Source organism: Kribbella sp. NBC_00482 (genome assembly GCF_036013725.1).
GTDB lineage: Bacteria > Actinomycetota > Actinomycetes > Propionibacteriales > Kribbellaceae > Kribbella.
Window position 1 is genome coordinate 7316949 of the sequence record NZ_CP107881.1, and the last position, 13534, is coordinate 7330482.

General features: G+C 67.7%; 13 protein-coding genes. 3 read left to right on the forward strand and 10 right to left on the reverse strand.

Features of this window, described 5'->3' with window-relative positions; translation table 11 throughout:
• Window positions 1-3: 3 nt before the first annotated feature.
• The 10 genes from OHB24_RS35500 to OHB24_RS35540 form a co-directional block, all read right to left on the reverse strand.
• Window positions 4-1587, reverse strand: coding sequence for a phage baseplate assembly protein V (locus OHB24_RS35500; RefSeq protein WP_327635280.1), 1584 nt, complete (start codon window positions 1585-1587; stop codon window positions 4-6).
• A complete protein-coding gene (locus OHB24_RS35505) occupies window positions 1584-2303 on the reverse strand; it encodes a CIS tube protein (protein ID WP_327635281.1) in 720 nt (239 codons plus the stop codon). The genes OHB24_RS35500 and OHB24_RS35505 overlap by 4 nt, the downstream gene beginning before the upstream one ends.
• 1 nt (window position 2304) lies before the next feature.
• On the reverse strand, window positions 2305-3225 hold the full coding sequence (locus OHB24_RS35510) for an eCIS core domain-containing protein (protein ID WP_327635282.1): 921 nt from the start codon (window positions 3223-3225) through the stop codon (window positions 2305-2307).
• Window positions 3226-3245: 20 nt separating this feature from the next.
• Window positions 3246-3380 carry a DUF6760 family protein gene (locus OHB24_RS43385; RefSeq protein ID WP_442913932.1) on the reverse strand — a complete coding sequence of 45 codons (135 nt, stop codon included), beginning with the start codon at window positions 3378-3380 and terminating at the stop codon, window positions 3246-3248.
• Between the two features lie 11 nt (window positions 3381-3391).
• Window positions 3392-3763 carry a hypothetical protein gene (locus tag OHB24_RS35515; RefSeq protein ID WP_327635283.1) on the reverse strand — a complete coding sequence of 124 codons (372 nt, stop codon included), beginning with the start codon at window positions 3761-3763 and terminating at the stop codon, window positions 3392-3394.
• Complete coding sequence (locus OHB24_RS35520; RefSeq protein WP_327635284.1) at window positions 3760-4200, reverse strand: phage tail protein; 441 nt, start codon at window positions 4198-4200, stop codon at window positions 3760-3762. Before OHB24_RS35520 ends, OHB24_RS35515 begins: the two co-directional genes overlap by 4 nt.
• 61 nt (window positions 4201-4261) lie before the next feature.
• Entirely contained in the window at window positions 4262-5404 is a 1143-nt protein-coding gene (locus tag OHB24_RS35525; RefSeq protein ID WP_327635285.1) for a phage tail sheath family protein, read from the reverse strand.
• Between the two features lie 40 nt (window positions 5405-5444).
• A complete protein-coding gene (locus tag OHB24_RS35530) occupies window positions 5445-6269 on the reverse strand; it encodes a Pvc16 family protein (protein WP_327635286.1) in 825 nt (274 codons plus the stop codon).
• A 6-nt stretch (window positions 6270-6275) separates the two neighbouring features.
• On the reverse strand, window positions 6276-8435 hold the full coding sequence (locus tag OHB24_RS35535) for an AAA family ATPase (RefSeq protein WP_327635287.1): 2160 nt from the start codon (window positions 8433-8435) through the stop codon (window positions 6276-6278).
• A gap of 109 nt (window positions 8436-8544) precedes the next feature.
• Complete coding sequence (locus tag OHB24_RS35540; RefSeq protein ID WP_327635288.1) at window positions 8545-8790, reverse strand: hypothetical protein; 246 nt, start codon at window positions 8788-8790, stop codon at window positions 8545-8547.
• A 185-nt stretch (window positions 8791-8975) separates the two neighbouring features.
• Between OHB24_RS35540 and OHB24_RS35545 the strand changes: the two genes are divergently transcribed.
• The 3 genes from OHB24_RS35545 (at window position 8976) to OHB24_RS35555 (ending at window position 13492) form a co-directional block, all read left to right on the forward strand.
• A complete protein-coding gene (locus OHB24_RS35545; RefSeq protein WP_327635289.1) occupies window positions 8976-9788 on the forward strand; it encodes a hypothetical protein in 813 nt (270 codons plus the stop codon).
• Window positions 9789-9801: 13 nt separating this feature from the next.
• A complete protein-coding gene (locus OHB24_RS35550) occupies window positions 9802-11487 on the forward strand; it encodes a S8 family peptidase (RefSeq protein WP_327635290.1) in 1686 nt (561 codons plus the stop codon).
• A gap of 160 nt (window positions 11488-11647) precedes the next feature.
• A complete protein-coding gene (locus OHB24_RS35555) occupies window positions 11648-13492 on the forward strand; it encodes a DNA/RNA non-specific endonuclease (RefSeq protein ID WP_327635291.1) in 1845 nt (614 codons plus the stop codon).
• Window positions 13493-13534: the final 42 nt, after the last annotated feature.

Here is a 13534-nt window from a genome sequence, read left to right on the forward strand (position 1 = left end):
CGGTCATGTCACGTCCACTCCGTCGTCGGCCAGCGTGATCGCCGTACTGCCGCCCGCCGCCGCGAGCGTGATCTGCCCGGTGGCCTTGATCGACAGGTCACCGGCCGCGCTGATCGTCAGGGCCGCCCCGCCGGCGGTGTCGTCGAAGGTGATGGTGTGTCCCGCCTTGGACTTGAGCACCTTCTTGGTGTTCTGGCCGTCCGCGTTGTCTGCCGGTGGTTTGCGCAGCGCCGTCCAGAGCGCACCCAGCACGTACGGCTTCGACAGCTCGCCGTGCTCGAAGGCGACCAGCACCTGATCCCCTTTGTCGGGCAGCGCGTAGAACCCGGTGCCGTCGCCCGCCATCGGCCGGACACACGGCGCCCAGCCGCTCTTGAAGGTGTCCGCCAGTCCGGGAAAGCTCACCTTGACCCGCCCGATCGCGGGTGTGACCGTTGCCGCCGCCAGCTCGTTGTTGTCCTCGACCACACCCAGCACCACGCCGTAGAACTTCTCGGCCTGGTTCGGCGACGGCGCCTCGACCAGCTTCTTCCGCAGCAGCCCGAGCAGGCTCGAGTGCCCGCTCTGGGTGATGGAGAAGTCGGTCCGGAACCCGTTGCCGTCGATCCGGTGCGTCACTTTGCGCAGCCGGTAGGTGCCACTGAACCGCTTCCCCACCCCGGCGATCGTGACGTAGCGACCGGCCGAGAGGTCCGGGATCCCGATGCAGGATCCGCTGCCTTCGTAGGTACCCTCCAGCAGGTTCGACAGGATCGCCTTGGCCACCGCCGCCGCCTGCACCGGGTTGCCGATCGCCTGGCGCCGGATCCCCTTGCGCACAAAGGACATCAGCAGCTGCGCCGCCGAGCTGCCGAGGCGTTCGACCAGATTGTCCGCATCGAGGTCCGCGGCCAGCATGGTCACCGTCAGCGCCTGCGCGAGCTCCTGGTTGTAGACCCGGACCTGCTGCACCCCGGCCAGGCCGGTGGCCGAGATCCGCGGGCTGAAGCTGGACAGGTTCTTGCCCCACTCCAGGGTGTGCGCGGACAGCTGCGGCCGCGGGAAGTGGAAGTGCAGCCGGTCCCACTCGACGTACACGTCGAAGAAGTACTGCGCGGCGCAGGCCTTGAGGAACGCCATGTCGGTCTCGACCTGGACCCGGTCGGCGTGGAACGGGACCGGGTCCACGATCGGGGTGAGCCCGTTCTCGGCCGCGATCTGGGCCGCGATCAGGCTGTCGTTCAGATCGCCGTACGCGCGCGGCTCGGGCTGGGTGTGCCGCAGCCGGTACGACTTGTCGTACCCCGAGACCGTGATCGTCGGTGGCCCGTCGGCCGGGAACGACGGCTCGATCGAGGCGATCTCGCCGAGGAACGCCGGGACCAGGTCCTGCGCGTAGCCGAGGTGGATCTCGACGGTCTTGCCGACATCGAGCAGGGCGGAGTCGAGCAAGGCGTTGTCGTGGTTGCGCAGGCTCAGGCTGAACGAGCCGGCCAGGTCGAGGTCGCTCTCGACGGTCAGGCTGAGCACCTGGTCGGCGAGGTCGGCGGCCAGTGTCACACCGGACAGGCGGACGTCGAAGCGCGGGGCGTACGGCGGGGCCCTCACGACGTCCGCCCCGCTCCGGACGGGCCGGTCGGCGGACCCGGGATCACCAGCGCGGCACCAGGCCGGACGCCGAGTGGATCGACGATCCCGTTGGCCTTCGCGATCTCCCGCCAGCGGGCGGGATCGCCGAGGTAGGCACCGGCGATGCCACTGAGCGTCTCTCCGGCCAGCACCACGTGCATGGCCGAAGCGGCCGACGGGCTGATGGCGGCCACGATCGGGGTGAGGGCCGTGTTCACGATCGCCGAAGCGGTCGGCGATCCGAGGAACAAGCCCTGGCTGATCTCGAGCGAGACGTCGACGTACTCCTGCAGGCGGACCGACATCGTCGAGCGGACCGGAGTGCCGTCCGGGGCGAACATGGTGAACCGCTGGCCGGCATCGGTGAGGACACAGCGGAACTGCACCCGGCCGAGGGAGAACAGCAGCACGGGTGGCGCGAGCGTCTGCGGCAGCTTGTCGAGCAACCCGACGATCGGCGCGGTGTAGATCCGGACATCCTCCTTGGTCTCGTAGGTGTCGAAGAACAGCTCCATCGTCAGGACCCGGTTCTTGCCGCGCACGTACTGCAGCGGCGAGGCGTTGAGCCCGGGGATGGCGACCTCGGCGAACTGGTTGCCCTGCTCGACCTTCAGCTCCTCGGGGTTGTACATCACCACGTGGCCAGCCCCGGTGGTGGTGTCGATCAGCACGGCCTTGGCCAGCAGGCTCACCATCTCAGCCTCCCCGCTCGGAGTCGGTCCGCAGCCGGCGCATCAGTTCCTCGACGATGCTGTGGCGTAAACCGTCGGCGTCGACGAGCGCGGGCGCGGGAGCCGCCTCCGGCCGATCGGCGTCGGCCCGCATCGGAGTCAGCGCCGACGGGACACTGGGTACTGCGGCATTCTGTGGTCCCGGGTGCGGACGGTGGGTCGGACCTACGGCATGAGCGTCGTACCCCACCGGCGCGGCGCCGGCCGGGTGGCTCAGCGCGGGAGACTGCTGGCCCAAGCGCTCCACGCGTGCCGCGACGGTTTCCTCAGCCGCGACGCCGTACGGTGTGTTCCGCCGCGCCGCGGCGCCGCGGGCAAGCAAGGCCGTGACGTGGCTCGCCTCGTGTGCGAGCAGGCCGAGGCCTTCGGCGGTGTCCGGCCGGAACTGTCCGGACCGGACCTTGACGGTCGTTCCCACGGTGACCGCGTCGGCGTGCTGCGATCGGGCCTCGGCGTCGGCGTTCGCATCGATGCGGACCCGCATGCGGTCGGCCCCAGGCCCGGCGATGTCACGGAGCCGGGCGCGAACATCGACCGGCAGTTTCCGCGGCTCCGGAGCGACGCCGGAACCGGTGACCGCACCGACGTCCGAAGGGACCGCGGCAGCCACCGTTCCCGCCGCCGCAGGTCCGCTGGACGATCGGGGCCCGGCCGGAGCTGCGGTCGGGTACGTTCCGCGATGCTGGGCCAAGTCCTCCCAGCCCTCGTACCGCTCGAACCGCCCGGCCCAGGCATCATCGAAGGCGTCCAGCCGCTCCAGGACCGCCGCGAATCCAGGGGCCCAGGCGAAACCGACGGCGTGCCGCAGCCGCAGGTACTCGGCGAGCACGGCCAGCCGTTCCCCGAGCGTCTCAGGGCGCTGCGCCGTACCGTCCATGCTGTCCATGCCGTCCCCTCCCTACGCCATCAACCCGGCTCGACCTGAGCCGACACCTCGCGCACCCATCGCCGGCGCTCGGCATGGTCCAGCGTCAGTACCTCGGTGAGAGTCCAGTGCGTGTGCCGACCGAGAAAGGCTGCCTCCTGGTGGACCCGGTCCAAGGGGTAGCCCGCTATCCCCCCAGCAGCGGCACCTCCACGTCGTGGCTCTCACCGCAGTGCGGGCAGACCACGGCGAACAGGTGCGGCGTGAGCCCGTTGATCCGGTTGTACAGGTCCTGCAGATGGGCCAGATCCTCGGAGAACAACCCTTCGACCACCCCCGGGTTCACGTCTGTCAGGCTGCCGAGCTTCGTCACCACCCGGGCCAGCAGCACCACGATGAGGTACGCCGGCCAGCCCTGGACCCGCGGATCACGCAACGGGTAGATCTCGTCCGCCGCCGTCGCCAGCCGCATCGTGCCGGAGCGGTGCAAGGTGCCGTCGGCATCGACGTACCCCTTCGGCAACTCGAACGGCACCTCGGTGACCAGCTGACCCGTCATACCCGGTCCAGACCCTCATGCGCGAGGACCAGCGTCTCGATCAGGATCTCGCTGCCCTTGGCGTTGAACGCCGATCCCTCCCACTTGGTCGGCCAGGCCCGGTCGAAGTTCCAGCGCACGACCTCGGTGCTGTTGGCCAGGTCGAAGACCACGATCGAGCCGTTCTTGCGGACGACGAGGCCCTGCACGATCTGCAGCCGCCACTCCCACAGCTCGACCGACGTGGTCGCTCCCCACTTCAGCGTGATGTCGGTGTACGTCGTCTTGCCGGGCAGCTTCCGGACCGTGGTGTTGTCACCGCCCTCGCGATTCTCGATCACTTCCGTGGTCGAGCCGAGCCCGCTGCACTCCGTGAAACTTGCCTGCGCGATCCCGTCCAGCTCGACCAGGAAGTTGAAGCTGCGGTACGGATCGACGCGTTGTCCTGTCTGCGGCATCCTGCCCTCCCAATCCCGAGTTGCCACTTCCTCTCGACCGGGCATCCGGTGCCCGGTGGGATCAGCCCTCGCTGACCTTGGCGCCGCCGTCCCACAGGCCGATCCGCAGCACGATGTGCTCGGCCGGCCGGGTGACGGCCAGGCCGATCTCGACGATCACCTCGCCGCGGTCACGAACCGGCGCCGGGTTCAGAGACTCGTCGATGGTCACGTAGAAGGCCTCTTTGGCGGATTGACCGAACAGCCCACCGGCCTCCCACACGCGGGTCAGAAACTCGGTGATCGATCGCTGCAGGCTCTTCCACAGTCCCGGGGTGTTCGGCTGGAACACGGCCCAGCGCAACCCGGCCACCAGCGAGTCCTCGACGTACGACACCAGCCGCCGGACGTTGACGAAGCGCCAGGGCACGTCGGCGGAGAGCGTCCGCGCACCCCACACCAGCGGCGGCCCGCCGGGGAAGACCCGCAGTGCGTTGATGTTCTGCTGGTTCAGGGCCCCCTGCTCGGTGTCGTTCAGCGTGAAGTCCAGGCCGACGGCGCCGCGTACCTGCTCGTTCGCCGGTGCCTTGTGCACGCCGATCGTGCTGTCGCAGCGGGCCATCACCCCGGCCAGGTGACCCGACGGCGGTATCGCGATCGTGTCGCCCGCTGCCCCGGCGGGGTCGCGGATCATGATCCACGGCCAGTAGAGCGCGCCGAACCCGTTCGGGGAGAGTAGTCCGGCCCGTTGGGTGAGCAGCGGGCCACCGGGCTTGAGCGGGTCCTTGTCCTGGATGCCGTCCAGGATCGCGAACCGGTCGCCCAGATCCTCGCAGTGCTTGATCACCTTGTCCTTCTGCAGCGCCGGGTCCACCAGCCCCGGCACGCAGACCAGGCCGACGTCGGGCAACCGGCTGAGCTGCTCGAGTGCACCGTCCAGGCCGCCCATGTCCTTGATCGGCACCACGTACGCGAACGTTCCCCCGTTGTCGAAGAACCCGCGGACGGCGTACGGGAGGTTCTGCCCGGACTTGTACTCGCCGAGCCTGTCCTTGTACGCGTTCCAGCTGGTCACCGGCACCGGCTTCCCGAGCGCGTCACCGGTCGGCAGCGTCGCCGTCGTGCCGATCAGCGCCGCCACGCTCGTCCCCGCTCCTTCGATCGGGCCCGCGGGGGTGATCTCCTCCACATGGATCCCGGGCGCTGCTGTCGCGTAGTCGACCATCGCTGCTCTCCCGCCTTTCCGTTTGCTGCGTTGTCGCGGCCTAGGCCCCCGAGAGGACCACCGTCTGCGTCTGATGGTCGGCCGCGAACGTCACGGCGACTTGTTCGTCGGGCCGCCCGCTCGCCCGCACTGTCAGCGTGTACGACCCGAACTCGAGTCCCGGTACGGCGAACTCCCCGTCCGGACCGGAGGTCGCCTGGGCGCCGGTGCCGTCGACGGAGACCGTGGCGGCCGCGACCGGTACGAGCGACTTGTCGAACACCACGCCGCGGAACAGCGGGTCGTCGACCAGGCCGCTGCGCAGGTGCACCTTCTGGACCGCGGGGAGCTCCTCGACCTCGTCGTACGGCTCGACGGTCACCGTCACCGTGACCGGGAACGCCGGCCGGGGCGCGATGCCGAGGGCTGTCCAGAAGTCGCCGGTCGACCTGTTCTCCTGGACCTGCGCCACCGTCGTGGGCAACGGGTAGGGCTGCGGCGGAGTCTTCAGCGCGCCGCGCAGGAACCGCTCCGCCACCACCGGGAACCGGCTGAGCCACTGCAGGGCGAGGCCCAGAAGCCGATGCTCTTCGGCCGCCTTGAGACCGCCGCTCTGCGCGGACCACGCCGTGGCCAGATAGGTGCAGTCGACCCGCAGCGACGGGAGCCGCGAGGTGTAGCCATCGGCCACCCTGCCCAGCACGCGCGCCTCGTCGCGGAGGCTCCGGTTCTCCGTCACCTCGTGCAGGAACAGGTTCACCGTTGCCTCAGCCGGCCTGTAGTCCTTGTCCGGGGTATCGAAACTCACGTCCGCGGCCCGGAGCTCGGCCGGCGCCGCGGCGTCGTCCAGCAATGCCTTCAGCGTCTCGTCGAGGTCCTGGAACACGGCCGCTCACCAACCCTGGTCGACGGCCAGGTCCGGCCGCACCCGGCCGAGCTTCTGGAACTCGCGGTGGATCGCCTGCCGCAGATGCGGCATCCCGATCGGCTCACCCCGGCCGGCCGCCAGGAACGCCGCGTGCAGAGCCGCGTTCCGGATGTTCGCGCCCGAGAGCCGGAAGTCGCGGGCGAGACCGGCGAAGTCGAGCTGCCCGGCCAGCGGTGCGGCGGCCGGGAAGCAGACCCGCCAGATCCCTTCCCGCAACTCCTCGTCGGGGAAGGGGAACTCGACGATGAACTGCAGCCGGCGGGTGAACGCCTCGTCCAGGTTCTGGCGGAGGTTGGTCGCGAGAATCGCGATGCCCTCGTACTGCTCCATCCGTTGCAGCAGGTACGACGTCTCGACGTTGGCGTACCGGTCGTGCGCGTCATGGACCTCGGACCGCTTGCCGAACAACGCGTCGGCCTCGTCGAACATCAGAATCGCGTCCGCATCGGCGGCGGCCGTGAAGATCTTCTCCAGGTTCTTCTCGGTCTCACCGATGTACTTGCTGATCACCGCGGACAGATCGATCGAGAACAGGTCCAAGCCGAGCTCCCCGGCCACGACCTCGGCTGCGGTGGTCTTGCCGGTACCCGGCGGCCCGGTGAACAGCGCGCTGGTTCCCTTTCCACGCAAGAGTTTCTGATCGAACCCCCACTCGTTCAGGACCGTCGACCGCAGCCCGACCCGGGCACACAGCTCTTCCAGCTGCAAGGTGGTGTCAGGCGGCAGGACGACGTCGGCCCATGAGGAGGCTGGCTCGATCCGGCGCGCCAGGGTCGACAGCCGCTGACTGGTCTGGCGCCGCGCGGCCGCGAACACCTCGCCCGCGGTCGGGTCGCCGGATGGACCTGCGGCACTGACGGCACTCGCGACGGCCTCGGCGATCCGCGCAGGCCCGAACGCGAACCGACCGGCGAGCGTCTCCGCCAGTTCGGTCGACGGTGCCACCCCGGCCTGCTCGAGTTCCCGCGCCCACGCGGTACGCCGAGTTGGCAGATCCGCGCGCCCAAGGGCAACATCCAGGACACCGAGTGGCGGGCTACCGTCCGCCGTCCATGGCTGAGTGTCGGCCAGCACCGTGATGCCGCCATGCTCCGCCAAGCCATCGATCAAGGCCGCCCGCACGCGCGATCCGAGTGACAGCGCATCCACGCCCTCGACGAACAGCATCGCCTCCTGCAGCATCGCCTCGCGGAAGGAACGAGCGACGACAGTTGCCGCCTCCTCGTCTCCGGACGGCAGGTGAGGCGCTCGCAGTATGAGGATGGGGACTTGCAGCTCCCCTGCCAATGCCACCGCCGCGGCCCGACGGCCGGAGCCGACCGGCCCGTGCAGCTGGATTCGCAGCGGGTAACGGCCCTGCGCGGCACGGGCCGCGTCAACAACCGTACGCCGGGTGGCCGGCGGGAGCGCTGTCTCGTTCCAGGCGCCCGGGCGCGGGGTAGTGAGCAGGCAATAGTCAGCCAGCTGTCTGTCGAGCCCGCGCACGGCCAGCAGGATCTGCGTGATCTGCTCGTCGAGGACAACAGCATTCGCCAGAAGCGGTGACTGCACCCGCTCCTCGCCGACCAGTCGGAGGATCTTGCTCCGCAGCAGCGGGGCGTCGGCCGCGAACAAAGACCGCTGGTTCAGCTTCTCGTCCGGCGACGTGCTGATGAGGTCGAGGGTCAGATTCACGGTTGCGCGGCGGCGGCTGACGTCGTCCTGAAGGTAGCCGTAGACCCGTTCGTAGCGAAGATCGATCTCGGGAGCCAGCGCTATCAGCACGACATCGAGCTCGGCGTCGGTCAGGTGATACGTACGCCGTAGCCAGGCCCATCCGCCGTGATCCGCGGCCAGGTCCGACCAGGTCGGTTCGAGCGCGCGGTCCGGTCCAGCCTCTTGGTGCCTGCGCAACGGCTCCCCCGGCGGATGGCGGAGGGCCGCTGCAGCGTTCTCGTCTGTTACGTAGAGCCCCCGGAACGAGTCGTGCCCCGCCTCGGCACCGAACCTCTGCCGCGCCTCGGCCACCGCCGCGGCCAGCAGGGTGTCGAGGCGCTGAAAGGGTTGCCGCCAATTCGCCGCGGAATCGGCTGTACCTGGCGGCAGTTCGGTTGGGGCGAGCAAGGACAACGCAGCGTCAGACATGCATCCCCCCTCAGGCGTGAAGTGTCGATCACCAAATGACGGTGAATTTGCCTGATGAATCCCCAAGGAATGACGCTACGGAGGCACTTCGACGGTGTCAAGACATCACTCAATTAATTGCCAATAGCAACAACCTTTCAAGCGACTGAATGACCCGCGCGGCCAGGCTGGTGAAGCCGAGGTCCACCTCACCGGACGGCGGCTTCGCACACGGCGGCTGTCCGGGTCCGCCGTGCAGGACGCCGCTGTTGATCACCTCTTTCGTGAATTCCACCATCAATGCCGTGACATTTAGCAATATCCCCAGCGAGGTCGAAACTCGATTTAGCTCGAAGATCAGTGAACGCTTTGCCACGACGGACTATCTGGAATATCTGCACCTCGTATTCCGACTTCCTGGAGCCTAGGCAACCCGGAGCCCGACGCGGGCGATCGTCGGCTCCACCCGCCAGTAGCTAATTCACCTGTTTGAGCGAGAATCACCTGCGGAAATCCCGTCGAACACTTGCCCCGTTGACGGCGGTTGGGACTCGGAGGAGTGTGGAAATTCGACGTGCGGCCGGTGTGGACCTGGGGGCGGGTCCGGCCGGCGTACTCATTGGGGGTGTCGAGGTGCGTCCGGACAAGGTTGAAATCAAGGTCACGCTGGCCGACGAACACGTCGAAGAGGCGATCGAACGCCTCGAGCTCACAGGCGGTCAACCCTGGACGGTGGTGTTCTGTGAGGACGTCACCGACGCCGCGGCGACCACGGCGCTCCTCGACATCGGCGTCGTACTGCGAGTTCGCGGCAAGACCGCGACAACCGGCGACACGACGATCAAGCTCCGGCCCAGTCGCTGGTCCCAGCTCGATCCGCAGTACTTCGAGAACCTCGAACCCGACGCAGAAGACGCCGAGGAACTGAAGATCGAGGCCGACTGGGCGGGCCAGTCGCGGTCGCTGGCCGCCTCGATGAAAGTGGAATGGTCGGACTCGCGGCTGTCCGCTGCGCAGGCCGATGGCCGGCTCATCCCCGAACTGTTCAGCAAGACGCAACTCGACTTCCTCGCCACGTGCAGTGTGGGCCGGGTCAACCTCGCGGCCGTCAGCATGCTGCCGCCGATCGCCGCGACGCGCTTCGACGAGTTCACCATCGACGGCGTGACGTCAGGCGTGCGGGCCGAACGCTGGCAGGTCGACACAGGACTCGACTTCCTCGAACTCTCGATCGTCGCCAAGCCGAAGAAGGCCGTCGCCGCCCAGGCCGCACTCACTGCCTTCGTGCAGCACAAGCAGTTGCCGATCGACAACAGCCAGGTCAGCAAGACCCGGCAGGCCCTCGATCACCTGATCGCCAAATCCACCATCTGACCAGGACGCACAGATGAACGAGAACGAGCACGATCCCGGCCCGGTCCTCCAGGGCTTCACCATCAAGACGACCAACCGCGCCGCGCAACAGAAGGTGGATCGCGCGATCAACGACATACTCGGCGAGGGCTGGCACGCCACCAACTACGGAGACCGCAAGAACCAGTTCGAAGTGATCTCCGAAGAAGGCGCCCTGAGCCCACGTGATGCGTGGGACCGGACGTACCAACTCCGCGCACACAAAGGCATCGCGAGCGCCGAGCCGCTGTTCAAGGCGTGGGTCACCGACCGTCCGGAGTGGGGCTTCGACAGCGACGAGCAACCGACCGCCGCCTTCGGTCTGCCGAGCTTCGGCTGCGGTAGTGGTAAGGACTTCGCCAAGGCCAAGGCGCACGAGTGGAGCATCGAAATGGCCAACGTCCCCCTGGCCTGGCAGAACCACTTCGCCGGCGCCCAGCCTGGCGAAGGAGTCGTCATCGGCCACCCGGACACCGGCTACCGGCGCCACCCCGAGATCGCGGCCAACCTGCAGACCGATCTCGGACGTGACCTCTTCGACAACGACGACGACGCGCGGGACGAGCTGAAGAAGACCTTCCCCTGGCAGAACGGCGGGCACGGCACCGGCACGGCCAGTGTCATCGTCAGCCCACGAGGCGCCACCAACGGGAATGCGGACAACGCCGTCAGCGGTACGGCGCCACACGCCAAACTCATCCCGTTCCGGGTCTCCGACAGCGTGGTCGTCCTCGACACCCTCAACCTCGCCCGAGCCATCGAGCTGGCCACGGACCGAGGCGTCCACGTCATCTCCATCAGCATGGGTGGCCTCGGCAGCGATCGTCTGCACGACGCCGTGGTCTACGCGACCAGCCGAGGCGTCATCGTGCTCGCCGCCGCCGGCAACTGCGTGCGCTTCGTGGTGTTCCCAGCGGCGTACGACGAGGTCGTCGCGGTCGCCGCCTGCGATGCCGAGCGCGGCACCTGGAAGGGTTCGTCACGAGGACGCGCGGTCGACATCACCGCACCCGGCGACCGGGTCTGGCACGCCACCGCGAACGCCAACGATTCCCTCAACAACGTCAGCCAAGGCTCAGGTACGTCGTACGCCGTGGCCACCGTGGCAGGGATCGCCGCCCTGTGGCTCGCCAAACACGGCCGAACCACAATCATCAACGCGTGCGGCGGCAAGGAACGGATCGCGTCGACGTTCTCCCAACTGGTGCGAGACACCGCGAACCCGGTCCCGGACTGGCCGTCCGGGCAGTTCGGCGGCGGACTCGTCGACGCCAACGCATTGCTGAACGCAGCCCTGCCGAACGGCCGGACCGTACCGACCCTTGCGCCGACTGCGACCCAAAACGTGCCGTTGGCACGCGGCGGTCTCACCACATTCGGCCATCTCTTCGAGGGCACCGTCCGCAGTACCCAACCGTCTCTCGCCGCGGCAGCCGGTCCACCCAACCCTCTCGACGGTGGGTTGGCGGAGCTCTTGGGGACAACGGCCGACAAAGTGCCGGCCGACCTCGGCCAGGTCGGCCAGGAGCTCGCCTTCTACTTGACGACCGACCCCGAGCTCTATCGCCGATTCGAAGACGCCGTCTCCTCCGAGCACCACGATGCGGCCATCGACGATGTTCGCGAGCGACTCCTCAAGAGCGGCGTCTCGAACGCCCTCGAGACCAAGCTGTCGCGCTAGGTCCCGCGGCGACAGAACAAGGGCATTGATCAAACGGGTGAATTGCCGGCTGAATTGCCGGGAAAACGCCCGGCTCTGTCATCTGGGGCGTGCTGTTGACAGCCGCTCACCACGGGAGCACGCTCGGATCTGTTGAGCGATCCATTGGGGGGAGTCAGCCATGGCTGACACGAAAGATTCTGTCGTACCTGACGAGCAGTTGTCCGCCGCATTGCGGGAGTTCATCCGCAGCGAGGGCTCGAATTACCTGAAGGACCCGAACGTCTCGTCGATCGGGATCGGGTACAAGATCCGCGACGGCAAACAGACGAAGGAACTGTCGATCCAGTTCACGGTGGACCAGAAGGTTCTTCCGGAGGAGCTCGGTCGGCTGCCGAGCAAAGAACTGCCGGACTCCATCACGGTCGCGGGTGTCAAGATCCCCACCGATGTGATCCAGCGGAGCTATCGTCCTGATTTCAGAGTCGTCCCCGAGGCCGACGTGGACGAGCGCAAGGTCCGCATCGACCCGGTCCGGCCCGGCGTCAGCGTGGGTCACCAGACGATCACGGCCGGGACGATCGGCGCCATCGTCTACGACGTCGAGACCGGCCGGCCGTGTGTGTTGAGCAACTGGCACGTGCTGAACGGCGACGACGGCAAGCTCGGCGACATCGTCGTACAGCCCGGCCCGCACGACGACAACCGGATCGAGCGCAACCATCTCGGTGCGCTCCTGCGATCCCATCTCGGGATCGCAGGCGACGGTGCGATCGCCGAGCTCGGGAGCCGGGACGTCGATCCGTCGATCTTCGGGCTCGACGTCGTTCCGGACGAACTCGGCGATCCGGAGCTCGGAGACAAGGTGGTCAAGAGCGGCCGGACCACTGGAGTCACTCATGGCATCGTCAGACGGGTCGACACCATCGCGAAGATCGACTACGGCCCGCACGCCGGCGTGGTCGAGGTCGGCGGCTTCGAAATCGGCATCGACCCTGGCAAGCGACCGCAGGACGACGAGGTCAGCAAAGGCGGCGATTCGGGAGCGGCGTGGCTGTTCAAGGCTGCCAACGGTCGAACGACCAAGGTCCTCGCCGGTATCCACTTCGCCGGCGAAGGTCAGGGCGATCCGGACGAGCACGCGCTGGCCTGCTTGCCGAGGTCCTTGTTCCAGAAGCTGGGGATCACGCTCCTCCAGCCTGAGCCCACCCCGGTGCTCACAGGCTTCGATCCTGCCTTCCTGAGTGTCCCGCTGGCCGCACCGGAGCTGGATCCGGCAGCGGCCGACGACGCGGTGCTGCTGAACTCCTCGGTCAGGGTCGACTACACCCACTTCTCGCTGACCATGAGCCGCAGCCGGAAGTTCGCCCACTGGGTCGCGTGGAACGTCGACGGTGGCGGGCTGAAGAAGATCACGCGCACCGGCATCCCCTTCATCAAGGACCCGAGGCTGCCGGCCGACGTACAGAACGGCGACGAGTTGTACAGAGACAACCGTCTCGACCGCGGCCACCTCGCCCGGCGGGCCGATCTGCTGTGGGGCTCGATGGACGAAGCAGAGCAGGCGAACCGCGACTCGTTCTTCTTCACCAACATCACCCCGCAGATGGACGACTTCAACCAGAGCAGCAGAGACGGGCTCTGGGGCCGGCTGGAGGATGCGGTCTTCGCCGATGTCGATGTCGACGACCTTCGCATCAGTGTCTACGGAGGCCCGGTCTTCAACGACGACGACCGGATCTTCCGCGGGGTCAAGATCCCGCGGGAGTTCTGGAAGGTGATCTCCTTCGTCGAGGCCGGCTCGCTGAAAGCGAGCGCGTTCCTGCTGACTCAGAATCTCGACCAGCTGGAAACTCTCGAACTCGACGAGTTCCGGGTCTTCCAGGTCTCGATCGCAGAGCTGGAGAACCGCACGAAGGTCCGCCTCCCCGTTGCACTCCACACCGCCGACACGGCCCCACCCACCGTCGAGGCACTCGGCCCGCAACCGCCCCTGGAGAGCCTGTCAAACATAGTTTGGAGCTGACTCCGGCGTCCCTCGGCTGGCACTGGAGGTCTACAGCATTGC